The following is a 24,197-nucleotide window of genomic DNA, read 5'->3' as shown; positions in this document are numbered from 1 at the left end:
TCCTAATAGCTTTTTACATACTCTTGTTTCAATTCTTTTAGATTATTAAGTATTACACTTTCATCCAAATTAAGCTTTTTATCAGGTTTTTCTAATAAATATATGGCTATAGTATTCTCTTCATAATTAATTTCAAAATTTAATAAGTTTAATTCTCTAAAAACTTTAAGTATTATAAATGTTTTTAAAGGTAGAAGTTTAAATACTCTTTTTAATTCAGTTAATTTTAGTTGTAATTCTTTACTTACAAGCATTTGCTTATAAATATTGATAAATTCTTCTCTATTTGGAACTATGTTATCCATAATATTTTTCAAATATATTTTATCTTCACTACTATAATACTTAATAACAACTTTACTATTTAAAATGTTCTTATTTAGATACGAATATTCTCCTTTATTATACAAAAAATCATAAAGAATAATACTATTATATCTTTTTAAGTCTATTTTATCAATATTAGGTGAAAATATAAGTTGCACTTTCTTATTTTTTTCATAAATATAATTGTAATTTATATCATAGTCTAAATCTGTCAATGAAACATCTGATAAAGCTCTATAAAATCCATTTAAAGTATTTGTTATAATCAAAGTCCCTTCTTTTATATGCTCAAATATATTTATATTTTTATCTCCATCCGTATTAATATATATATCATCTTCATCATTATAAACATGATACAAACTATCACTATCTGTAGGACTTATCTTTTCAAATAATTTAAGAGATAAATTATTTGAAATTGCTGATTTAGGATGAGACAATCTTATATCCTTTAATAAAAGTTGTACTTTTCTATCATTATTAAAATTATTTTCGTCTACTTGAAATAATACATCTATCTTATCTCCTTCTTGGAAATCGTCAGATAAATAAGCCATATTAAATCCTACACATTCATAGGATTTTTCATTTTCACATATTAACTTTAGATGTTGTTTGTTTTTACCCATTTTATAAAAGTTGGTTAATAATAAGTCTCTCATAATAAATCTTGGAGATGGATTACTTAACCCAAAAGGTTCTAGCTTATGCAGGTTGTCTACTAAGCCTAATGTTGCACTTTCTTCTTCAAGCTCATATTCAACTTTTATATTTTCAATTAAATCATCTTTGCTCAAATTGTAATCTGCTATTTCATTTACTCTTTTTCTTAATTCTTCTATATTCTCTGCATTTAATGCCAATCCTGCTGCTTGCTCATGACCACCAAATTTATTCATTAGATCTTTGCAACTTACTAAGGCATCAAATATGCTAAACCCTTTAATAGATCTAGCTGAGCCTGTTGCCTCACCATCTTCTATAGTTAGCAATATTGTAGGCTTATAATATTTCTCTGTTAGCTTAGAAGCAACTATTCCTATTATTCCATGTTGCCAGCCTTCTTTTGCTAATACAAGCACTTTGTCACCTTTATAGTTTTCACTGCTTGATATAACATCTTCTGCTTCTTTATACATCTTACTTTCTATCATTTGTCTTTCAATATTTTTTGCTTCTAAAATATTAGCTATTTCTTTTGCTTCATCTTCCAAATCAGTAGTAAATAACTGAACCCCTAAGTATGAGTGACCTAATCTTCCCGATGCATTAATTCTAGGTCCTACTGAATAACCTATATGTGATGATCCTATTTTGCTAGTTTCAATACCACATACTTTAATTAGTTCTCTTAAACCTAAATTTTTGCCCTCTTTCATTAGTTTTAAACCATTTTTTACAATTATTCTATTTTCGTCTATTAAAGGCACAATATCACATATTGTTGCTAAGGTTACTACTTCTAAATAATCAAACATTGACGTTTTAAATTCCTCTTCATCTGTCAATGCTTGAATCATTTTAAATGCTACTCCACATCCACACAGCATATCAAAGGGATAGTTACAATCTTCTTGTTTTGGATTTACAATTGCATAAGCATCTGGTATATCACTTTGACATTCATGGTGGTCTGTTATTATAACATCTATACCAAGTTCATTAGCTAATCCCACTTCATTAACTGATGTTATACCACAGTCCACAGTTATTATAAGATCACATCCATCATTATTTATCTTCCTTATTGCATCCTCGTTGATTCCATATCCTTCTTCTAATCTATTTGGAATATAATATTTAACTGGATAATCTATAGATTTGAAATAAATATATAAAATTGATGTGGATGATACTCCATCTACATCGTAATCACCATAGATATAAATTCTTTCTTTATTTTCAATTGCTTTCTTTATTCTTTCAGTTGCTTTTTTCATATCTTTCATTAAGAAAGGATCTCTTAAATATTCTAAAGATGGGTTCATAAAAATTTCTGCATCTTTTTCGTCATTTATACCTCTATTATTTAATATTTGGCTAATTTCCGGGGAAATATTTATTTTCTTGCTTAACTCTGTTTCTTTAACTTTTCCTTTATGTTTTAATGTCCATTTTTTATTATATATCAAAAGTTCTCACCTCATATTTTCTTTGTCCTACATTTAAATATTATAATATTATTAACTTATATGCTATAATCTAGTACTAAAAAAATTTTTATTGCATTAAAAAGGAGCAATTTGTAAATTGCTCCTTCTTAAATTTGTATAATTTTTATTTGAATTACAAATTACTTGTGTTTTTTTCCCATTTCTACGTAATGTAGGGCAGATTGTTTTAAACTTTCTTTTTCTTCATCAGTTAATTCTCTTGCAACCTTTGCTGGTGAACCTAATAATAAAACTCCTGGCGGGAATTTCTTGCCGGTTACTAAGCTACCTGCTCCTACCATAGTAAGTTCTCCAATTTCTGCATTATCTAAAACTGTTGACCCCATTCCAATTAGGCTATAATCACCTATTTTGCATCCATGAATAACAGCAGCATGTCCAATAGTTACATTTTTTCCTATTATAGTTGGCTCATCATACCCACAATGTACTATAGTTCCATCTTGTACGTTAGAATTTTCTCCCACTATAATTTGGCTATCATCGCCTCTTAAAACTGCTTTGTACCAAATACTTGCGTTCTTTTCAACAATAACATCACCGATAATATCTGCGGTTTCTGCCACAAAAACAGAATCATCAATAGTGGGTTTTATCCCTTCAAACCCTTTTATCATTTTTATTCTCCTTCCAGCATTAGTTTTGCTTGAATCATTATAGAACATTCTGTTCTTTTCTTTTGCATTTCGCAACCAAGCTCATATGGCTTTCTTATATCATTATTAAAGTTAATTGCGTTGGCATGACATCCACCTGAACAGTAGAATTTATTCCAACATTTTTTACAATCTTCTTTAGAGTAAACATGAGCATCTCTGAACATATTGCTTATTTCTTTAGGTATAACTATCTCTTCATCCATTATATTGGCTAATCTAAAATCATCATTTCCAACAAACTGGTGACATGGGTATATATCTCCGTTTGGTGTTACTGATAAATACTCATTTCCAGCACCACATCCAGTAATTCTTTTTATTACACATGGTCCTTGATTTAAATCTATTACAAAATGGAAGAAAGTAAAATCATCTCCATTTAATTTTCTTCTTGCATACTCTTTTGCCAGCTTTTCATATTCATCGAATACTTTTTTCATGTCTTCTTCTCTTAGTGCATAAGGGTTGCTTTCATCTCCAACAACTGGTTCAATTGATGTTAATTCAAATCCTTCATCAGCGAAATGAAGTACGTCTTCAGAGAAATCTAAGTTATCTCTAGTGAATGTTCCTCTTATATAATAGTATTTGTCCTTAGATCTTTTTTCCACTAACTTTTTAAATTTAGGCATGATAACATCGTAACTTCCTTTATCATTAAGTGTTGGTCTCATGTTATCATTTATTTCTTTTCTTCCATCTAAACTTAATACTGCATTGTGCATATGTTCATTTATATAGTCAATTTTATAATCATCTAGTAATATTCCGTTAGTAGTTATAGTAAATCTTATGTTTTTATTATTTTCTTTTTCAACTTTTCTACCATAAGTTACTAGTTGCTTAACTACTTCAAAGTTCATTAGTGGCTCTCCACCAAAGAAATCTATTTCTAAATTTTTTCTATTTCCTGAGTTAGCTATAAGATAATCGATTGCTTTTTTACCTATTTCAAAGCTCATCATTTCTTTTTCTCCACCAAAATCACCTTGTGAAGCAAAACAGTATTTACATTTTAAGTTACAGTCATGTGAAACATGTAGGCATAATGCTTTAACTACTTTTTTTCTATTTACAAAGCTTGGGTGAGTTTCATATGTATCTTCAGTGAATAAAAGCCCCTCTTCTTTTAAAGACTTTATTTCCTCATAAGCTTCTTCTATTTGCTCTTTAGTATAATCTTTATTTAAAGATTCTACTATTTCTTCCATAGATTTTTCTTCAAATAAATCTACAAGGTTATATGCAACATCATCTAGTACATGAACACTACCTCCATTCACATCTAAAACAATATTGTATCCATCCATGGAAAATTTATGTATCATACTCATAATATGTCCTCCTAATTTTTAATACTCTTATTATATACCCTAAACAAAATACGTGTAAATTTTTTGTAAAAACAATTTATATGCAAACAAAGTGAGGGTATTATTTGTAATACCCTCACTTTTAAAATAATTTTGTTTAATTATCTTTCACACTCTTGGTTTGCAACTGTACAAGAAGTTTTACAAGCAGATTGACAAGATGTTTGACATTCTCCACATCCACCTTTAGCTGCACTTTCTTTTAATGTAGCATTTGATAAAGTTTTTATATGTTTTTTAGCCATTTTTACTACCTCCTGTTTCTAATTAACTGCTACTAATTATATCATAATTCTGTATATTTTGGAACTTATTTGAAGTTTACTCCTAATACCCCGCCTATTCCTCCAGCTATTGAAACAAGTATTGCTTTATAAATAACTGTAATATCAAATATGTAATTTTCTTTAGCTAAATAAAACATTGTTATAAGTAATATTATATAAACTACACCAACTATAAAACCATATATAAGTCCCTTTTCCTGTATATGTTTACAAGCATAAAATCCACCAAAAGCTGCAGAAACTGTGGTAATAAATGATGTTACTATTGAAACTGATTCCGCCGAAACATTAGTATAAGTTAACAATAGATTGTAAACTAATAATACTATTAACGTAATTATGTAAGCATATCCTAAACCTTTTAATATATGTATTGTTTTTGCCATAAAAAAAACCTCCCCTCAAAATATATATATTCCTTAGGGAGATTTAAAATTACTATTTATTTATCTTCTTCTTTTTTCTCAATAGAAGCTATAGCCCATTTTTTAAATGGCATTTTAGTTCTATTTGGTCCTACTTCTAAAACAACAAATTCATCTTCAACTTTAGCTATTGTTGCTAACATTCCACCTATTGTAGTAACCATTTGTCCTACTTCTAAACTTGATCTTAATTGATCCAATTGTTTTTCTTTTTTTCTTTGAGGTCTTATAAATAAGAAATAGAAAATTGCAAATAACGCAACCATGTAAACAATAGACATTATCATTTGAGTATTCATATGCTTCACTCCTTCATATGTTTATTACTTCATAAAAACAAAAGTATAATAAACATTATAACTCAATTTTCTTATAATTTATACCCATATTTGGAGAAAAATTCATCTTTAAAATCTAATAATCTATCTTCCATTATTGCTTGTCTTATATCTTCCATTAATTTAAGTAAAAATCTTAAGTTATGTGTAGATATAAGTCTAGCCGCAAGTATTTCATTTGCTTTCACTAAATGTCTTATATACGCTTTTGTGTAATTCTTACAGCAATAGCAGTCACACTCTGGGTCAAGTGGAGTAAAATCTCTTGCATATTTAGCATTTCTTACTACAACTTTGCCTTGACTAGTCATTGCAGTACCATTTCTAGCTATACGAGTAGGAAGTACACAGTCAAACATATCTATTCCTCTTATTACACCTTCTAATAAATCATCTGGTGAACCAACACCCATTAGGTATCTTGGTTTATCTTTTGGCATTAGAGGTACTGTATAGTCAAGTACTTCATACATTAGTGGCTTTGGCTCTCCAACACTAAGTCCACCTACTGCATATCCCGGTAAATCTAGCTCTAATATTTCCTTAGCTGATTGTTCTCTTAAATCTTTGTACATACCACCTTGAATTATTCCGAATAGTGCTTGGTTTTCAGTATTTTTATGAGCTTCTTTGCATCTTCTTAACCATCTAGTAGTTCTTTCTAATGAGTTTTTAACATATTCTCTATCTGCAGGATATGGAGCACATTCATCAAATGCCATCATTATATCTGAACCTAAGGCATTTTGTATTTCCATGGCTTTTTCTGGAGATATAAAATGTTTAGACCCATCTATATGAGATCTAAAGTGAACTCCTTCTTCAGTTATTTTTCTAAGTGGTCCTAAAGAGAACACTTGAAATCCACCACTATCTGTTAATATTGGTTTATCCCAGTTCATAAACTTATGAAGCCCACCTGCTTCTTTTACTAAATCGTGACCCGGTCTCATATATAAGTGATATGTATTACTTAATATTATTTGAGATCCTATTTCTTTTAATTCTTCTGGTGTCATTGCCTTTACTGTTGCCTGCGTTCCAACAGGCATAAATATTGGTGTTTCTATAACTCCATGAGGAGTGTGTAATCTACCAAGTCTTGCACCACTTTGTTTACAAGTTTTTATAAGTTCATATCTTATTGCACTCATATTTATTCTCCTTAATCTGTCTGAATATAGTCTAAAATATTAAACTACTAATTATTATTTATTTCTTCTGTGTCTAAAATTTCTTTTTCTTTACTATTATTATTTTTTAAATTATATAACCTACTAAGGTTCATTGCTCTTTCTTCTGGGGACATTAAATATTTTCTAATAGCAAATATTGCACCTATGGAAAGTATTCCTAATAGCAAATCTCCCATTCCTGAACTTTTGGGAAGTAAAATAAGCTTTCTAGCTATTGCATATAATAACACTTCCAAAAGCACTCCTGGTGTATGTAAAGATAGCATTACTACCAATTCAACACCTATAACTAACAATAATGCTTCCGCCAAAAAGCTATTTAACTGGCTATATTGAACTGGAGTTGAAAAATCTACTATATAAGCTTGATATACACTTCTTACTAAATCCATCATGCCCAATAATACAAGAATTAATATTACTATTGCTAAGGCTGTTTCAAAATTTTTCGAAATATTCAACAACCTTTTGTCATGCTTTTTTATCATACACTCTCCCCTTTTTACATACATTATATTTATTTTATAAACATTGCATCTCCAAAACTAAAGAATCTATAATTATTTTCTACTGCACAGTTATATGCATTTAATACATTCTCTTTTCCAGCAAGTGCACTTACTAGCATTATTAATGTTGACTCTGGTAGATGGAAGTTTGTAATTAAGTTATCTACAACTTTGAATTTATATCCTGGATAAATAAATATTTTTGTCCATCCTGATGCTGCTTTCATTTTTCCATTTTCATCAGCTACAGACTCTATAGTTCTAGTACTAGTTGTACCCACTGTTATTACTTTATTACCATTTTCTTTTGCTCTATTAATCTTATTCGCTGCTTCCTGTGTAACCATATAGTACTCAGAATGCATGTCATGTTCTAAAACATCATCTACTTTTACTGGTCTAAATGTTCCAAGACCCACATGTAAAGTTACAAAAGCTAAATCTACACCTTTATCTTTAATTTTTTGTAGTAATTCATCAGTAAAGTGTAAACCTGCTGTAGGTGCTGCTGCTGAACCATTATGCTTAGAGTAAACAGTTTGATATCTTTCTCTTTCTTCTAATCTTTCTGTTATATATGGTGGTAATGGCATATTTCCAAGTTCATCTAAAACCTCTTCAAAAATACCTTCATACTCAAATTTTACTATTCTAGCTCCATCATCGCCCATTCCAACAACTTCCGCTATAAGTTTCCCTTCTCCAAATGAGAACCTAGTTCCTATTTTAGCTCTTTTACCTGGTTTGACTAAAGTCTCCCAAGTATCATCCTCATTTCTCTTTAAAAGTAAAAACTCTATTTTTCCACCAGTTCCTTCTTTGGAACCAATTAATCTTGCAGGAATAACTCTTGTATCATTTAATACAAGACAATCTCCTGGATTTAAATAATCTATTATGTCTTTAAAAATTTTATGACTTACTTCACCAGTTTCTTTATCTAATACCATTAATTTAGAACTAGACCTATCTAAAATAGGTACTTGAGCAATTAATTCTTCTGGTAAATCAAAATAAAAATCGCTTGTTTTCAATGTTAAACCTTCTTTCAATAATATATTACCTTAAACATACAACTACCATAATAACAAAAAATTTAATTTTTTTCTACTATGGGAATTTATACTTTTATTTGTAATAATATTATTATTCTACTTTTCAGGATAATTTATATTCAAATGTTTATAAGCATTTGGCATAGCTATTCTTCCTCTTGGACTTCTATTAATAAATCCTAGTTGAAGTAAATATGGTTCATAGACATCTTCTATTGTGTTTCTGTCTTCTCCAATGGAAGCAGCTAAAGTGTCTAAGCCTACAGGCCCACCTTTAAATTTATTTATTATTGTTAATAATAATTTTTCATCCACATAGTCTAATCCTAAGCTATCTACACCAATCATTTCTAGAGCTTGGTCTGCAACTTCTGATGTTATATTTCCATCAGCTCTAACCTGAGCATAATCTCTGACTCTTTTTAGCAGTCTATTTGCTATTCTTGGTGTTCCTCTTGATCGTCTAGCAATCTCCACTGCTCCTCTATGTTCAATTTCTGCACCTAGTATATTAGCTGACCTAATTACTATTTGAGTTAATTCATCAACAGTGTAATAATCAAGCTTACATATAACACCAAATCTATCTCTAAGTGGGTTTGTAAGCATACCTGCTCTCGTTGTTGCTCCAATAAGGGTAAATTTAGGTAAATCAAGTCGTATACTCCTAGCTGATGGTCCCTTACCTATTATTATATCTATACAATAATCCTCCATCGCAGGATACAATACCTCTTCCACACTTCTATTTATTCTGTGTATTTCGTCTATAAACAGTGCATCATTTTCATTTAAATTTGTTAATATAGCCGCCAAATCCCCAGCTCTTTCTATGGCTGGACCTGATGTTATTCTTAGGTTAACTCCCATTTCACTAGCAATTATACTAGCCAAAGTAGTTTTTCCAAGACCAGGTGGTCCATATAAAAGGACATGGTCTAATGGTTCATTTCTGCTCTTTGCCGCTTCAATAAATATGGATAATTGCTCTTTGGCTTTTTCTTGTCCTAAATAATCAGCCAATAACTTAGGTCTTAAGTTATTTTCTATATCCACATCATCATTTTGCATACTAGATGTAATTATTCTGTCTTCATCTTCAAATCCGTACAATTAACTTCCCCCTCTCTTTATTATCTTAAAGATTTACTCATTAAGTAGCTTAATGATTTTTTAATAATATCCTCTGTATTTAGTCCGTCTTTTTTACATTTTTGCACTGCATCTTTTGACTCTTGTAAAGAATATCCAAGGGCTACCAAGGCATCTACTGCTTCATCTTGAGAAATTGCTACTGGCTGATTAGTTAATAAAGTTGCTTCAAATTCCACGTTATTTTTGTCTATTTTATCCTTAAGCTCTAGGACTATTCTTTCTGCTGTTTTCTTACCCACCCCTGGAGCTTTTGATAGTTTGCCTATATCCTCGCTTAATATGTACGCTCCAATTTGTTTTGGCGAAGCAAAAGATAATATACCAAGACCAACTTTAGGACCTATTTTAGAAATAGATGTTAGCAATTCAAACATCCTCAATTCTTCTTTATCATAAAATCCACAAAGACTCATATTATCTTCTTTTACTATAAGCTTTGTATAAATTTTGCATTCTTGTCCTAATTGTACCTTCATTATAGTATTGGCCGAGGCGTTGATTTTATATCCTATACCATTATTCTCAATTACAATATGATCTAAACTAATTTCTTCTATTATTCCTTTTATATAGCTATACATGATTTTCTCCTTATTTCATACCTATGTTTTTTAATGTCTTTTCAAGCTTATTTGCATGAGCATGACATATTGCTACAGCTAAAGCATCTGCAACATCATCAGGTTTTGGTATTTCTTTTAAATTTAGCACTGATGTAACCATTTGTTGAACCTGCGATTTTCCTGCTCTTCCATATCCAACCACACCTTGCTTAACTTGCAAAGGTGTGTATTCATAAATTGGTTTGTCATTATGAGAGCACCCTAACAAGATTACTCCTCTGGCTTGTGCTACCGTAATTGCTGTTTTTACGTTTTTGTTGAAGAATAATTCCTCTACTCCAACTTCATCTATATTATAGTTTTTTATAAGAAGGTCTATACCTTTATAAATTTTCTCTAACCTTTTTGTTGTGTCCATAGTTGATGGAGTTGTTATCGCACCATAATCAATAACTCTAAATTTATTATTTTTATATTCGATTATTCCATAACCTACTATGGCTATTCCTGGATCTATTCCTAATATTATCATGAAACTAAAGACCTCCTATTAAGCTTTATACAAAACTTATGTTCTTTAATATTATACCATAGGATTGCAAAATTAGAGTAGTGTGATACATTATAAAAATCCACATTCTCCTTCAACCTATACTAAAATACCTTATAAAAGTTTCAAAAAACAAAATACCCTTATATAAAATTTTATATAAGGGTATTTGATATTATTATGAAAATGCATTAAGTATTAGCTTTCAAAATTTTCCAATCTTGTATATGCCTCGTCTTCACTATTTACTAATATTCCTGATGACAATTCATTTTGTACAGATTTTGGAAGAGAGTCTACTGAAATGTTTGTTTTTTCTAAATCAGTTTTTGTTCCATCTTTATCATATTTATATACATGTACAAATCCATCTTTTTCTTCAATAGAATATTTATTTGCTTTTGAAGGCTCTTTTGCCTGTGAGTTAGATAAAATAATTTCGTACTGATTCATACTTGCTATTTCTTTATTTGGATATTTGTCTTTAAAATAAGACACTATTTCATCTTTACTTTTATTTAATAAGTCCTTAGGTATAGTTCCAATCATTTTTGGACTCTCATAAGTTCCACTACTTGTTATTTGACCTTGTACCCAAATTTCACAATCTGAATTAAGATTAAAAACCTCTTTAGATTCTGTTTTTGACTGAAGAACTTGTCTAGTTTGATGAGTATCCTTAATTTGTACACCTATACCTATTCCACATGATAAAACAATTACTCCTAATAATACTAATGTTGGCACTTTCCAAGAAAATTCTTTTTTCTTTTCGAACATAAAATAACCTCCTTACTTACGTTATTTTCTATGATATATTTCCTTCATATTTTAGAAAAAAATAGTAACTTTTATTAAGGTATTTTTGTCTCATTTGCCTAGTTTTATACATATTATAAAGTAATATTTTATTTTAAATACATGGAGGTGATTTTATTGAGTGAAAATATTAAAAATTTAGTTGATAGATTAGACTTTATAGAGTTTAAACAAAATATAATTTTTTTTAAACCTCCCCAACATAGTACACAACTTTTCTATGAGCTTACATTGGAAGACTTTTTAAAAATCAGAGATTTTACTATAGAATATTCATTAAAAATAGAAAATGAAGAGCTTGTTTCTTTAGGCGATTTTGAAAAGAAATTAATTGATATTTGGCCACCGGCAAAGTCTTATCCTTTATCAGCTTCTTTAATTTCTCGAATATTAATGGGGAAAAATTTATATTCTAGATTAACATCTTAAATATTGTTCTTAAAGCCATCTCTTAACATAAGTCTTGGCTTTTATTTTTATAAATTAAAAAAGTATACAATGTAAATTATTCAAATTTAATTTTTTATCATCATATTTTTCGTGAATTTAGTCCATACTAATTATTGATTAATTAAAAAGGAGGTTTTTATTATGGCATTAGTAGGTTGTAATGTTAATAATTGCGCATACAATACCAACGGTAATTGTTACGCAAATAAAATATCCGTAAATGGCAAAAAAGCAAGAACTAGTAATAACACTTGCTGTAGTTCTTTTGTAAACGAATCTGGTTATAGTGATTTTAGTAATAGCGCCCTAGACAATACTCAATGTAGTTCTGTAAATTGTACTGTAAAAACATGTGTAAATAATGCAGGTGTGATTTGCGCATTAAGAGATGTTGCTATAACATCTAATGCAGATAGCGCAAATGCTTTATCACAAACATATTGTGGAAGCTTTAGATGTAAGTAATTACAATAATCTTTACATAAAAAAAGATTGGAACCTACGTTCCAATCTTTTTAATCTTCTAGCAAATCTTTATACAAATCTTTATCTTCTCTATTTAAATACACATATCTAGTAACTATTTTCTCTTCATCGTCATATTTATCTAATACTTTTATAGCATGATCATCCGTTGCTACGGTAACAACCTCACTTTCATGCTCATCAAACATATTATTAATAACCTGTCTAAGTTGTCTCATACTTCCATCAAATAATTCTACAGAGTCTATACTTATATATTGTTCATTTATACCACCTTCAAATGTAGTCATTAAAAAATATACTTTTTTACAGTGGTTACAAGATGCTATTATTTTTTCTTCTCTTAGTATGTATGCTCCTGCCATACTTTTTTCTGGCTTAATTCTAAGCTCTGATTCATTAACTTCTTTAAATAAAATTTTTAACTTTTCTTCTTCATTACAACTACATATCTTTCTTTTCAAATCTGCTTTTGTTAAATACTTTGTAACAGTAACCATATTAATTATCTCCTATACTTTTTTCAGAAAAATAAAGGCATTACGCCTTTATTAATAACTTTATCTACATATACAAGGCGTTACTACTTTTCCATAAATACATACTCTAATGTTTTTAAATCTCCTTCTCTATCATCTTTAATTAGCTTTGTCAAAAAATTTTCTGATTTTATGATTGATACAACGTCATAAGAATTATAGTTTTTTGTTATATTTTCTTTTACTTGAGGATATTTTTCTTCTATAAAATTTACTTTTCCTACTTCGTAGTTATCTCCATTTATATCTGATAAATGCTTTAAATTAAATCTATATGTACTTCCACATTTAGAGCAAACAGCTATAATGTCACTGTTAATTTCTTTAGTAGACTCCTTTTTATTTTCAACCATACTGGAATGGCAATATAATATTCTATATTTTTTACATTCTGAACATTTACATATCTTCTTATCTAAATCATTATTATAAATATATTTTGGTGTGTATAACATACGTTTTACCCCTTTCTATTTCCATGATTTTGTTTTTATTCTAAACCTATGTATATGTAGCTCTTTATCGATATAAAAAATCCACTTCTCCTGAGCCACATGTCAGCAAAACACTTTATATTGCCAACGACATATCTTCACTACTACTTCAGATAAATCTGCTACTCAAAATTTAATTTTTATGTCATTTCCTCTTTATACTATTGTATCATCATATTTTATAATTTTAGGAATATTTTGTAATTTTTTTATTGTTTTTATTCACAAAAAAAGCTAGATATTTTCCATATCTAACTTTTACATTATAAATTTATTACTATTTACTTTTATCATTATCAAATTCCTCTTTTTTGATTTTATTATGACAATAAATACATTCTTCCTTTACGTCTTGCCAACATATCTTGTGATAAATATTATTACAGTTTTCACATACAGTTAGATCTTCTTCACTCATTATTTTTCCACCACAAACACAACATCGATTATTTAGAACCTCTTTCATATAATCCCACCCTTCCTAATTAAATTATAATATTATTATTAAATATATATTAATATTTCTTTTATTTTAAACATAAAAATATACCTTAGATCAAAAATTATAATCTAAGGTATATTAGCTAATAGTAATACTATAAAAATCTATCTATTTCAATTTTCGATTATCCTTAAAAATCTATATACATATCTTTTATCTAAATCACATAACTTATAATTTTTTTTAGATGCTATTTTTGTTGCTTTGCTTTTATCTAAGACTACCTTATCAAATATTTCTAACTCTAAATATGTATCATCAATACCACTTGTGGCATCTGTAAGATCTATTGTTTTTTTATTTTTTAAGCTTATTTTATAATAAAAGTCACCCTTATTACCAAATAGCAATTTTCTTTTCCCTAAAAAGCCAGTATTAATATTAGTAATATCATCATATGCATACTTCACGCCCATAGGATTATAAAAATTATAATCTATGATTTTATCTTTAGTTATAACAGTTATACCTGTGATACACATATATAATAAAACTAAATTTAATGTTACAACCTTGATAATATTTCTTTTTATAAAGTTTATTAGATTACATGCCCATTCTTTTTCATCTGAATCTATTTTTCTTATTTTGTATAAAATAGCAATTATCATAATTAGTACTTCTATTTCAAATAATAATATTCCATAATTATATGGTGGTTTAAATACATACATTAAATAATCATTTGGAACAAATATTTTAAACTGCAACCAATCAATACCTGCAAATATTAATAGAGTTAAAACTAATGCTAAAATAATACCTAATATATATCCAAGTGTTCCACTTATTTTTTTATCTTTTTGCTGTAAGTAAGATTTCCAAATTAACGTAAGTATTACAGTTACTACTATAGATAAACTACCTTTAAGTCCAATTGAGCTATAGTTTTTTTCCTCAATATCCATATAAAATCCCAGTATTGGTGCCATCAAAGTTATTGTAATTAATATTTGAAAAATTAAACTACGTTGTGCAATTGCATCTAAGTCCCATATAAGTTCTGCATATCCTCTATACATTCTACATCTTCTATATATTCATTTATATTTATGTCTTTCTTTCTACTTATATCTTTTAATAGATTCTTAATAACATCTTCCTTACCTTCTATATTAACTTTATCATTTTCCAACTCTTTTATTTTTTCTTCTAATATACATTTTAGAGATACTTTTTCATTCTTAAGTTCCTTTATTTTATAAATTGGAATATCTAATTTTAATAATAGTTTTATATATTTTAACTGTTCAATATTTTCTTCATCATATTGCCTATCTGAATTACAATTTCTTTTTACAATAATCAATCCTTCACTTTCATAAAAATGAATAGTATCCTCTGATAAGCCTGTGGCTAACTCCACATCTTTAATCTCCATATGCTCCCCCCTTAAATATTGTATTGGATATTTTTGTATAAATAACTTATCTTTATTAAAATATCAGTTATCTTTACAAATTTCAATTATAAAAATAAAAATACCTCCAATTAATCAATATAGATTTCTCTATACATCATAATTAGAGGTGTTTTTATTTTACTTAACACTCTAAACGTATTTCATTATATTTTTATACGAAATATTCGATGTTTGTCATAACAATCACGATTTTTAAAATCATTTCCCAATTTGAAATCTACGTAGTTGTTGGTATTACTTAATTCCAAAAACTACTCTGTTATTTCCCAGTTATGGAATACATTTTGTACATCATCGTCATCTTCAAGTAAGTCTATTAATTTTTCCATAGATTTAACTTGACCTTCTTCTGATAGTACAGTTGTAGTTTGAGGCACTAATTTTACATCAGCAGATACAAATTCATATCCTTTTTCTACTAAAAAATAACTTTGTATTCCGTAATTCTTTATCGACACTTAATTTTCTTATTATTAATGTAAAAACCTTAATCATTTACCTAAAGATTATACTAAATATATTCCATAGTCAAGTCATTATAATAATGTTTTTGTAGACTTTAAAAGTGTACCTGTAGACTTTACTCCCAATAATTATCGTAAAAAGTTATAAAAAGAAGCTAAAATTAGACTATTATATTTTTTTATTGAAATATAGAAGTAAAACACTTATTATATTTCGTCATATGTACTAATTCCTCTTATTATATGATTTACATATCTATTTCTATTTAGATCCTCTGTTCTATTAACTTCATTTTGACAATCCTCATATATCTTATTCTTTTGTCCAGTAAACTCCATTATTACATACTGGCTCATCCTCTGTTTAATCATTTGAATTATTGCATATTTTTGTAACCCTCTAGCTGTAAACGGATCTTTATATAATTTATCTTTATTAATTTCTAAATAATCCATTTTTATTGATTTTAAAATATCATTCATAAAGCTACTTGTTATTTTATTATTATCACCTGTAACAAACAATAACTCACAATTCAAGTTCTTAAAATCTTTTTTTCGTTCTAAATAATCATCAATCTCTTGAGCCAAACTATATGGTAATTCTATATAAATACTATTTTCCATAACCCCTTTGTAGTCAATTCTTAAAATTCTTTTCTCAGATAAATAATCTGAACTCCTTATATTCGCTAACTTATTTAGGCTAAATCCATATAGTAGAAATAATTTTATAATTATACTTACTTGATTTTGTTTAATATCTACAGATTTATCTCTTTTAGTATGTTGTATGTCTTTTAAATATTTAATAATAAACTTGTACTGTTCTAGATTAATCGCTGGATGTGTTTCTTTCTTCTTTAACTCTATTCCCTTGTTTATTAAGATATTTTGAATTTCACTATTAAGCGATGTAAAAGGCTTGTATTTCATTAGATTCGAATTAGGATATTTATTAAATAACAATTCATCAAATAATCTATTTATCGATACTAAATAGTCATCTATAGATGATAAGCTTTTTACATTTTCATTATTCGTAACATAGTATATAGTTGCATTTATAATATCACTTTTAGTAAATTCATCCCTAAATATATCTCCTATATCGATACTATTATTTTTATTTTCAATGATATATGGTACTAAATAATCCCTCAATTTAGGTATATATTGGTTATATTCTTCTTGTGTAAGTTTTTCACCAAATTCATAAATAATATTTAATAGTTTTTCTCTCATAAATCTCACCTCACTTAAATTAAATTAATAACTTTATTATACTATATTAAAAGTTTGAATAAAATTCCATTTTTATTTAGTACTCTTACCGATTTAAAGCGAATTGTAGGCTTTCTAATTTTACACTTGAGTAATTTATCCTTTGTCGTGTAGAAGTATAAGTACTTAGTTAATCTATTGCTTATAATTTCAGTAAAAAATATAAAATACCCCCTCCACATGACCGTTTAAATTCGATTCTAATGAAAATAAAAAGACTAGATTAATTCTAGCCTTCTAATAGTTCTAAATATTTGTATACTGTTGTTCTACTCATGTTACAAATTTTTGCTATATCACTTTTACTTATTTTTTTATCTCTATATAATTTGTAAGTATTCATAAACTTAGTATTTCCTTTTACTTCTTCAACTGTTGTTTTACTTCTACCTATTTGTTTTCCTTTATCTTTTGCATTATCCATTCCACTTTTAACTCGTTCACTTATCATGTTACGTTCTAACTCTGCAAATACTCCTGATATTTGAATAAATGCTTTTGTCATTGGATCAAGTTCCCCATTAGTACAATCTACTGTTAAGCTATTTTTAATTACAAGTTTAAGCTTTTTTTCCTTAACTAAATCAATAATATCTATTAGTTGCTTTGTACTTCTGCTTATTCTACTAACTTCAGTTACAACTATTGTGTCACCTTGTTGTACTGTATCTAGTAATCTATTTAGTTCAACTCTATTTATTTTAGTACCACTTTGATATTCTTTATATATTGTTTCCTTTGTTGCTCCTAGTTCTATTAGTTCTCTTATCTGTCTATTTATATCTTGTTTACTTTCATTTGTACTACATCTCGCATAACCATATATTTTGTTCATATCTATTTACCCCTTTCATGTACAATTCTTAATTATAGAATAGCATACTTTCCCCCATTTGTACACAAAAAGGTTATTTGTTTTCATGAACACTTCTGTATTGAATAAACGTTGAAATTATCCTAAAATCGAATTATATTTCAATCACTTCATAATGTACACGATAACAAGTGTTTTCATGTACATTTTTATTTAACTTTATAAACTAGTGTAATATTGTGTAATTATCTCACCATTTATATATATTCCAAAACTATTTCTTAGCGATATTAACATCTCCTAATATAATTATTTGTTTCGTAGGTTCTACAACTTTATCCTCCCCCACTGCAACTTGAGCAATTGATATACAAGTAGCCATTATCCCAATAATCCCTACAACTAAACTTGCAATTGCTATAATTTTCTCCCATTTTGTCATACTTTTCACCTCCTTTTTTAAGTCTCAACTTATGATAGATTATTTTTATTTTTTTATAACACTTTTAGTGTCCTATCTCTACATCACTACATATACCTCCCTTTTCACGCTCATTGTAATAACTTTTTTATTTCTCTCACCATTTTTTTGCATAACAAAAGCCACTAAGCAAATGCCTAATGGCTGTATTTTTAATCATTATTTTTCTAACACTTCTTAAATTCCACATAAATTAATTAACTTTATTTATACTTTTGTAAAAATTCTTTCAAAGCCATACTTATTAGATCCTTACTACTAAAATTACTTTTACTAGTAAACTTTTTCCACTCTTCCCACACAAAATAATTAACTCTTATACTCTTTGGTTTATCATTACCCTTATGCTTATCGTCAATTAGGTCTATAACTATTCCATTATTGTTTGTATTACTTTCCTTGTTACGTTTGTAATACATTAATATTTCTTTTAGTAGTTCTATATTTTCACCGATAAAATTCAAGTTTTCCTTATCTACATTATCAATAATATCTGTATTACGCTCCGTATTACAAAGTGTATTACTATTGAAATCACTTGTGTTTACAACTTCATTTGTATTATTAGTATTTATATATTGCTTCAGCTTCTGGTCAAATTTATATCCTAAGCTTTTAACTTCCTTTTGAAATTTTTTCTCTGTATATCCTATAATTTCTCTAATTTCCTTAACTGTTTTCCCTTGTTTTAGTAACTCATTTATATAATTTATATCCATATATTTAAAATCTCCTCTTATGTAGTACTTCCATAATACAAGTGTAATACTAAATCATTTCACTTTAAATACTTATTTTAAATAAAGGATTTTTTCATATAAGAAAAGAATTGTAAATTTATAAGTTAAATTTTAGAAAAGGAGTATTTATTATGAAAGTTTGTAGAAAAATATTGTATTTGTTTTTAGTATCACTTGTCAGTATCTCATTATTAGCTGGTTGTCAAAGTAATCAAAGTAATTCTAACTCAAGCGATACCAATAATACAACTGAAAAAAGTAGTAACAATGAAAGTTCAAATAATAAATTTAAAGAGTATAACGTTTTATCATTTTCAGAATTAAAACTTGATAAAAATTCTAGATATGACGGAGATGATTCTTATTATTTAAAAGTTAAGGTTACAAATAACTCTAATAAAACAGTAAGAATTATTACACCTAGTTTTTTTGTTTATGATAAAAATGGAGATATGATAGTTTCAGCAGAAGGACAAGAAATGGGATCGCTTGAAGGTAATAAATCTTTAAATATAGAAACTACAGTAAGTAAAGATAAAAATATGGACAATATAAAGATAAATAATTACTCATATTACATAGGTGGTAATCATTATACAGTTGACCTAATTAGCAAGTATGCAGAAGTATACACAGATTAAAAATAATCCCTAAGTATCTATATTTTATGACCGTCTGTAAGCGATTTATAGACGGTTTAATTTTTAAATAGTAAACCCTAATTTCTCATTTTTAAGTAATAATCCCCTAATTAGTCGCCATTAAATAAATTACTATAACATTGGAATTTCAACATTTATACACCTTTTAATATTTAATTTATCTATTAGTCGTTTTATCCTAATCGCTCATATTTTAAAAGTTCAACAGAATATTACTAAGTTATTATTTTCTCTTAGCAAATACCCCTGTAACTTTCTTACCATCATAATTATAAGTAATATTATATATAGTATCGTATCCATTATACCAAGCCCAAAATTTCATAATATTAATAGTATTCCACTTCCCACCATACATAGAATAAGTCTCTACTTTAGGCTTTACACACGTATCAAGGTTAATTGCTTTTTTATATGTAGATGGATATGTTTGAACTTGATTCATATTGATATATGCATCATCAAATTTATCTTTCAATCTTCTTAAAGAATTATCAAAACAGTTCTTACAAATTCTAGTTTTTTCCCTCATCGACTTACTTTCACTATAGATAAAGCTATCATATACTTCATCTAAATCAGTAGAAGTACACGCATTCCCCAAAATTTCACCCACTAGTTCTTTCTCATTCCAATATTCTAGCATTTCTTTAGGAATAGATTTTGTAATATCATCAATTGAAATTTCTCTACTTTTTTCTTTACCACACTTTTCACAGATCCTTTTATCTAGTGCAGCTCCTACAATCCCTATCCCAATACATAACAAATCTTCCATATTAATAAACTCCTTATATTTTTATAGTAAAATAATGATACCATATTTTTAATTGTAAAACTTTTTAGCTTCATATACTAACTTTTAAATGGTTCTTTTTCATAATATACATGTTTCCTAAATAGTCAACTTTTGTATTAATAACCAATAACTCATATACCAAAATTCACAAACAGAACCAAAGTCTTTATAAGCTGATACAAAATATATTTGTTGCTTTGGTGATGTTTTTGAATGCGGTAGCAATAACACTTTTGCATCTAAAAGTACAAACATAGTTAGTAGCTTGTGTTATTTAAGAGTTTATATATTTAATTGATGAAAAAGGTTAATCTTGTTGGAAATTAATCGACCATAGGTTTAATTGTAATAAAACTGGCTGACTAATAATAATAACTAATGAAATTAGAAAAAGTTAGCTTATCGTTGAAATATCAACACTCATTGGCATTTTAAAGTGACCGTAGAATTACGGTGGGAAATACAATTTGACCGTAGAATTACGGTAAATGTCATTTTTAAGGAAATTATAGGAAAAAAGTTACCATGAAGATAATATAAATTTGGGAAATAATTGAATTAAAATATAAAAAAGCTAATATGGTGTTAACACATATCAGCTCTAATTTTTATTTATATATTACTTTTTTAATTTTTTTCGACTTAACTTCTGTATTCTCTCTAAATGATAATCCCTCAATAGCTTTATTGAAGTCGTCAAGTTCTTTTCCCCTCCAAGTTATTCTTGGATTCATAACAAAATAATCATATGTTGTAGCTTCGCTCTCACCGTAACTTACAATATGCTTAAATATGTAATAATCTTTATTTGCTATATTTACTTTTAATTTAAGTAATTGTTTTTCTAGTTTTTTGTCATTACCTTTATTTCCATTTACTCCTAATAATTCACATACTCCTTTCAATCCTATAAATTCCATATCTGAAAAATTAGTTTCTTCTGTATTGTATGTAAGTATGTTTCTTGAATAATTTAAAAATGGTATTAATTTAAAAACGTAACCTAAATGTTTATGTTGCCTGCTCGAAGAACCTCTATATAATTCCCTCGTTGTATTTATGAAAATTCTAGTATATTCATTGTTTAGTTTAACTTCATCAACGCATTTGTTACTCATTGAACCTCGCTCAAAGTATTTATTGTTTATATAGAATTTATTATCTAATTCAAGTAATATACTTCTTTCCCTCAATTCCGTGATGAATTCATTAAATGTACTTTTACTTAAATTCATCACGTCCCTAATATCTGCTTTTGTCATTGCTATAACTTCTTTGTGTTGTCCATATTTTACTAATAAATTAGCTTTTTTGTTATTATAATTAATGTAAGTAGCTAAATATATTAATCTCGATACAGTAGAAGGATCTAAGCCAATGTCATTAAATAATAACTCATTCTTAACATAGTACATATGAATATAACCTCCTAGTAATTGAGTTTCTTTTCTTAATTCGTCATTTTGATTAATAAAATATTTTTCTTTATCTGAATAAACTCTTTTGTTAACTAATTCCTCATTTTTTCCTATAACTCTTTCATCTACGTTTCCGTTTTCATCTATAATTGCAACTCTTTTGTATGTACTCATATTTTCTCCTTTTCAGTTTATAGTTTTTGAAAAGGGATCAACTTTTTACATGGATTAATATTAGAATTGAATATATTAATCCATGTATGATATAATATAAATATAATATTGAATATAAAAGTAATAAAATTTAAGGATATAAATACTTGAATTACCGTTCAAATATTTAATAAATTACCTAAAATAACATTTTTTAGTTGATGCCTTTTATTTTTTAGAATTTAAACACTCTGGGTCGCCAAACTTTGAGTGTTTTTTACTGTTCATTTCTCTTTTATTATATCATCTTGTTGCAATTGTTTAATATATTGTTTCAAATATCCATGAATTTTTTCTAATTCTGTTGGTATATTAAGAGTTTTATTTATTGTGTTTGTTGTTGTATCAACATCAAACTTTAATTCAATAGTACTACTAAATTCATCAGGTCTATTATCTTTTCCAAGAGCTAATACTTTTGTGTTATCTTGTTCAATTTTCATATATCCGTCTTTTGTAGATAATACCTTATATTGCTTATTAAAATTTGATATTAACATATATTGTTCTATTACCTTAGATTCTAATAATTGATGTTCATATACTTTCAATTCCTCAATATAATTTAAATCTACTTCTATTGTTTCATAATGGTTAAATACTAATTGATCTATATCATTTTCACTTAGTTTCAATTCAGTTCTATAAAATATAATTAAATTATTGATGAAAATACGTGTCTTATTGTTGTTGTAGTGGTCACCATTTTCAGTTTCTAAATCTTGTTGCTTAATCATCTGGTATTTGAATTTACAGTCTCTATTTTCTAAACTTTCGCTTGTACTACCTATGTACCAATAATTCATTTTTTTTAAATCATATTTTGCTAATACCTCTAAATCATATTCTAATAAGTTCCAATTTCTCACATATACATATGCTTTTTCCATGTAATACCCCCATTTTTTTATATTTGTAATTTTTATTTTCAACTATCCCCCTTTCAAAATATGATATCTATATAAACATATAACAAATCGTTATATGGAAAATTTTTCATATTTTAAACCTGTTTATATAGTATCATATTAGAATAATAAATTCAAGTGTAACCATTGAAATAACTGGTTTGTGTGGATTAATACATAGTTAATCCACATTGATATTAAAGTAAATTTCATGTATACATTAAAGGTCTACACGTAGACTTTACTCCCTACAACTACCGTAAAAAAGTTGTATTTTAAAGCTTATTTCATTCTGTTAATTTTTTTGATGAAAATATAGAAGTAAAACACTTACTTTTCAACTGATTTAAACTGAATTGTAGACTTTAAAATTTCATTCCCTTTGTGTTATATCCTCTAAAAATAAGGAGGTTTATAGAAAAAATAGTAATGGCTGCTTAATCATTTATAACTTAGCTATATACCTATTATTTATAATCTTTCTAGTTCCAATCGGAAAGTTGAGAATGGAACTTCTAACCGATTCAAATTGTTAAGTAACTCTTATACAACACTTCTGCAACTGTTGTTGATCTGTTCTATAACTCAAATTTTATAATACTCCCTCTTAACATAAAATTATCTTTTTATTATGTCAATCATATAATTATGACCTCGTATAAGCGATTTAGAGACGTTGTAATTTCTCTCATGTATGTTTTATCATTTGCTATTTATATTTAATCTTGCCCAACTTCATAATCCCAAATATTATTGTAAATATTGATTATTACATTATATTTTGACCTCTTAGAATTGATTTAGAGACGCTGTGTAGAAATAGAAGTACTACGCTACTTTTCACTCTAGCAATTAATATTAATTTATAGAACACCCCCCCTATACATACTGTTCATGTTGATTCTAAGTAAATAAAAAAAGACTAGATATTTCTAGCCTTCCAATAATTCTAAATATTTGTATACTGTTGTTCTACTCATGTTACAAATTTTTGCTATATCACTTTTACTTATTTTTTTATCTCTATATAATTTGTAAGTATTCATAAACTTAGTATTTCCTTTTACTTCTTCAACTGTTGTTCTAC

Annotated in this window: 29 protein-coding genes and 1 pseudogene; 3 read left to right on the top strand and 27 right to left on the bottom strand. The window is 27.3% G+C overall.

Translation table 11 applies throughout. From position 1 onward, the window contains the following. Window positions 1–2: 2 nt before the first annotated feature. The 13 genes from recJ to K0040_RS13895 all read right to left on the bottom strand — a co-directional run bounded on the left by recJ (window position 3) and on the right by K0040_RS13895 (window position 11,394). A complete protein-coding gene (recJ, locus tag K0040_RS13955) occupies window positions 3–2,462 on the bottom strand; it encodes a single-stranded-DNA-specific exonuclease RecJ (protein WP_228109384.1) in 2,460 nt (819 codons plus the stop codon). Window positions 2,463–2,623: 161 nt separating this feature from the next. Then, window positions 2,624–3,121, bottom strand: coding sequence for a gamma carbonic anhydrase family protein (locus K0040_RS13950; RefSeq protein ID WP_228109383.1), 498 nt, complete (start codon window positions 3,119–3,121; stop codon window positions 2,624–2,626). Window positions 3,122–3,123: 2 nt separating this feature from the next. Continuing rightward, window positions 3,124–4,497 (bottom strand): thioether cross-link-forming SCIFF peptide maturase, encoded by a 1,374-nt coding sequence (gene scfB, locus K0040_RS13945; RefSeq protein WP_228109382.1) that lies wholly within the window; start codon window positions 4,495–4,497, stop codon window positions 3,124–3,126. A 140-nt stretch (window positions 4,498–4,637) separates the two neighbouring features. Then, on the bottom strand, window positions 4,638–4,781 hold the full coding sequence (gene scfA, locus K0040_RS13940) for a six-cysteine ranthipeptide SCIFF (RefSeq protein ID WP_018592136.1): 144 nt from the start codon (window positions 4,779–4,781) through the stop codon (window positions 4,638–4,640). A 65-nt stretch (window positions 4,782–4,846) separates the two neighbouring features. Then, a complete protein-coding gene (locus tag K0040_RS13935) occupies window positions 4,847–5,209 on the bottom strand; it encodes a TIGR04086 family membrane protein (protein WP_228109381.1) in 363 nt (120 codons plus the stop codon). Between the two features lie 56 nt (window positions 5,210–5,265). Continuing rightward, window positions 5,266–5,547, bottom strand: a complete 282-nt coding sequence (gene yajC, locus K0040_RS13930; protein WP_228109380.1) for a preprotein translocase subunit YajC — start codon at window positions 5,545–5,547, stop codon at window positions 5,266–5,268. Window positions 5,548–5,618: 71 nt separating this feature from the next. Further along, window positions 5,619–6,740, bottom strand: coding sequence for a tRNA guanosine(34) transglycosylase Tgt (tgt, locus tag K0040_RS13925; RefSeq protein WP_228109379.1), 1,122 nt, complete (start codon window positions 6,738–6,740; stop codon window positions 5,619–5,621). Window positions 6,741–6,787: 47 nt separating this feature from the next. Beyond that, window positions 6,788–7,270: a phosphate-starvation-inducible PsiE family protein gene (locus tag K0040_RS13920; RefSeq protein ID WP_228109378.1), complete on the bottom strand. Its 483-nt coding sequence runs from the start codon at window positions 7,268–7,270 to the stop codon at window positions 6,788–6,790. A 29-nt stretch (window positions 7,271–7,299) separates the two neighbouring features. After that, a complete protein-coding gene (gene queA / locus K0040_RS13915; RefSeq protein WP_228109377.1) occupies window positions 7,300–8,325 on the bottom strand; it encodes a tRNA preQ1(34) S-adenosylmethionine ribosyltransferase-isomerase QueA in 1,026 nt (341 codons plus the stop codon). 117 nt (window positions 8,326–8,442) lie between these two features. Then, window positions 8,443–9,459 carry a Holliday junction branch migration DNA helicase RuvB gene (gene ruvB, locus K0040_RS13910; protein WP_228109376.1) on the bottom strand — a complete coding sequence of 339 codons (1,017 nt, stop codon included), beginning with the start codon at window positions 9,457–9,459 and terminating at the stop codon, window positions 8,443–8,445. 20 nt (window positions 9,460–9,479) lie between these two features. After that, window positions 9,480–10,082: a Holliday junction branch migration protein RuvA gene (gene ruvA, locus K0040_RS13905; protein ID WP_228109375.1), complete on the bottom strand. Its 603-nt coding sequence runs from the start codon at window positions 10,080–10,082 to the stop codon at window positions 9,480–9,482. Between the two features lie 10 nt (window positions 10,083–10,092). After that, complete coding sequence (ruvC, locus tag K0040_RS13900; RefSeq protein WP_228109374.1) at window positions 10,093–10,596, bottom strand: crossover junction endodeoxyribonuclease RuvC; 504 nt, start codon at window positions 10,594–10,596, stop codon at window positions 10,093–10,095. A gap of 216 nt (window positions 10,597–10,812) precedes the next feature. After that, window positions 10,813–11,394: a hypothetical protein gene (locus K0040_RS13895; protein WP_228109373.1), complete on the bottom strand. Its 582-nt coding sequence runs from the start codon at window positions 11,392–11,394 to the stop codon at window positions 10,813–10,815. A 156-nt stretch (window positions 11,395–11,550) separates the two neighbouring features. On the opposite strand from K0040_RS13895, the gene K0040_RS13890 reads away from it, so the two are divergent. Continuing rightward, window positions 11,551–11,862, top strand: a complete 312-nt coding sequence (locus tag K0040_RS13890; RefSeq protein WP_228109372.1) for a hypothetical protein — start codon at window positions 11,551–11,553, stop codon at window positions 11,860–11,862. A gap of 162 nt (window positions 11,863–12,024) precedes the next feature. After that, complete coding sequence (locus K0040_RS13885) at window positions 12,025–12,348, top strand: DUF1540 domain-containing protein (protein WP_228109371.1); 324 nt, start codon at window positions 12,025–12,027, stop codon at window positions 12,346–12,348. 50 nt (window positions 12,349–12,398) lie between these two features. On the opposite strand, the gene K0040_RS13880 is transcribed toward K0040_RS13885, so the two are convergent. The 10 genes and pseudogenes from K0040_RS13880 to K0040_RS13835 all read right to left on the bottom strand — a co-directional run bounded on the left by K0040_RS13880 (window position 12,399) and on the right by K0040_RS13835 (window position 19,089). Continuing rightward, window positions 12,399–12,869 (bottom strand): hypothetical protein, encoded by a 471-nt coding sequence (locus K0040_RS13880; RefSeq protein WP_228109370.1) that lies wholly within the window; start codon window positions 12,867–12,869, stop codon window positions 12,399–12,401. An 83-nt stretch (window positions 12,870–12,952) separates the two neighbouring features. Next, window positions 12,953–13,363 (bottom strand): hypothetical protein, encoded by a 411-nt coding sequence (locus K0040_RS13875; RefSeq protein WP_228109369.1) that lies wholly within the window; start codon window positions 13,361–13,363, stop codon window positions 12,953–12,955. A gap of 316 nt (window positions 13,364–13,679) precedes the next feature. After that, window positions 13,680–13,868 (bottom strand): RING finger protein, encoded by a 189-nt coding sequence (locus K0040_RS13870; protein WP_228109368.1) that lies wholly within the window; start codon window positions 13,866–13,868, stop codon window positions 13,680–13,682. A 149-nt stretch (window positions 13,869–14,017) separates the two neighbouring features. Beyond that, window positions 14,018–14,926 (bottom strand): MerR family transcriptional regulator, encoded by a 909-nt coding sequence (locus tag K0040_RS13865; RefSeq protein WP_228109367.1) that lies wholly within the window; start codon window positions 14,924–14,926, stop codon window positions 14,018–14,020. Further along, a complete protein-coding gene (locus tag K0040_RS13860) occupies window positions 14,890–15,285 on the bottom strand; it encodes a MerR family transcriptional regulator (protein WP_228109366.1) in 396 nt (131 codons plus the stop codon). Before K0040_RS13860 ends, K0040_RS13865 begins: the two co-directional genes overlap by 37 nt. Before the next feature lie 293 nt (window positions 15,286–15,578). After that, window positions 15,579–15,749 (bottom strand): annotated as a pseudogene (locus K0040_RS13855) (YebC/PmpR family DNA-binding transcriptional regulator); the annotation flags it as partial. 249 nt (window positions 15,750–15,998) lie between these two features. Then, window positions 15,999–17,036: a site-specific integrase gene (locus K0040_RS13850; RefSeq protein ID WP_228109365.1), complete on the bottom strand. Its 1,038-nt coding sequence runs from the start codon at window positions 17,034–17,036 to the stop codon at window positions 15,999–16,001. 268 nt (window positions 17,037–17,304) lie between these two features. Further along, window positions 17,305–17,910, bottom strand: a complete 606-nt coding sequence (locus tag K0040_RS13845; RefSeq protein WP_228109364.1) for a recombinase family protein — start codon at window positions 17,908–17,910, stop codon at window positions 17,305–17,307. Between the two features lie 253 nt (window positions 17,911–18,163). Beyond that, window positions 18,164–18,331 (bottom strand): hypothetical protein, encoded by a 168-nt coding sequence (locus K0040_RS13840; RefSeq protein WP_228109363.1) that lies wholly within the window; start codon window positions 18,329–18,331, stop codon window positions 18,164–18,166. 242 nt (window positions 18,332–18,573) lie between these two features. Beyond that, window positions 18,574–19,089 (bottom strand): hypothetical protein, encoded by a 516-nt coding sequence (locus K0040_RS13835; protein ID WP_228109362.1) that lies wholly within the window; start codon window positions 19,087–19,089, stop codon window positions 18,574–18,576. A gap of 152 nt (window positions 19,090–19,241) precedes the next feature. Between K0040_RS13835 and K0040_RS13830 the strand changes: the two genes are divergently transcribed. Next, window positions 19,242–19,751, top strand: a complete 510-nt coding sequence (locus K0040_RS13830; RefSeq protein WP_228109361.1) for a hypothetical protein — start codon at window positions 19,242–19,244, stop codon at window positions 19,749–19,751. A gap of 244 nt (window positions 19,752–19,995) precedes the next feature. Here K0040_RS13830 and K0040_RS13825 read toward each other — a convergent pair whose 3' ends face one another. From K0040_RS13825 to K0040_RS21505, 4 genes are all read right to left on the bottom strand, one after another. Beyond that, the gene (locus K0040_RS13825) at window positions 19,996–20,550 is read right to left on the bottom strand and encodes a hypothetical protein (RefSeq protein ID WP_228109360.1); all 555 of its coding nucleotides are present in this window, start codon (window positions 20,548–20,550) and stop codon (window positions 19,996–19,998) included. Window positions 20,551–21,179: 629 nt separating this feature from the next. Continuing rightward, window positions 21,180–22,163 (bottom strand): hypothetical protein, encoded by a 984-nt coding sequence (locus K0040_RS13820; protein ID WP_228109359.1) that lies wholly within the window; start codon window positions 22,161–22,163, stop codon window positions 21,180–21,182. A 263-nt stretch (window positions 22,164–22,426) separates the two neighbouring features. Then, window positions 22,427–23,092, bottom strand: coding sequence for a hypothetical protein (locus K0040_RS13815; protein ID WP_228109358.1), 666 nt, complete (start codon window positions 23,090–23,092; stop codon window positions 22,427–22,429). A 950-nt stretch (window positions 23,093–24,042) separates the two neighbouring features. Further along, entirely contained in the window at window positions 24,043–24,156 is a 114-nt protein-coding gene (locus tag K0040_RS21505; protein WP_369123731.1) for a helix-turn-helix domain-containing protein, read from the bottom strand. Window positions 24,157–24,197: the final 41 nt, after the last annotated feature.

The organism is Terrisporobacter petrolearius (assembly GCF_020748185.1).
GTDB classification, from domain to species: domain Bacteria; phylum Bacillota; class Clostridia; order Peptostreptococcales; family Peptostreptococcaceae; genus Terrisporobacter; species Terrisporobacter petrolearius.
This window is presented reverse-complemented; position numbering and strand designations above follow the sequence as displayed.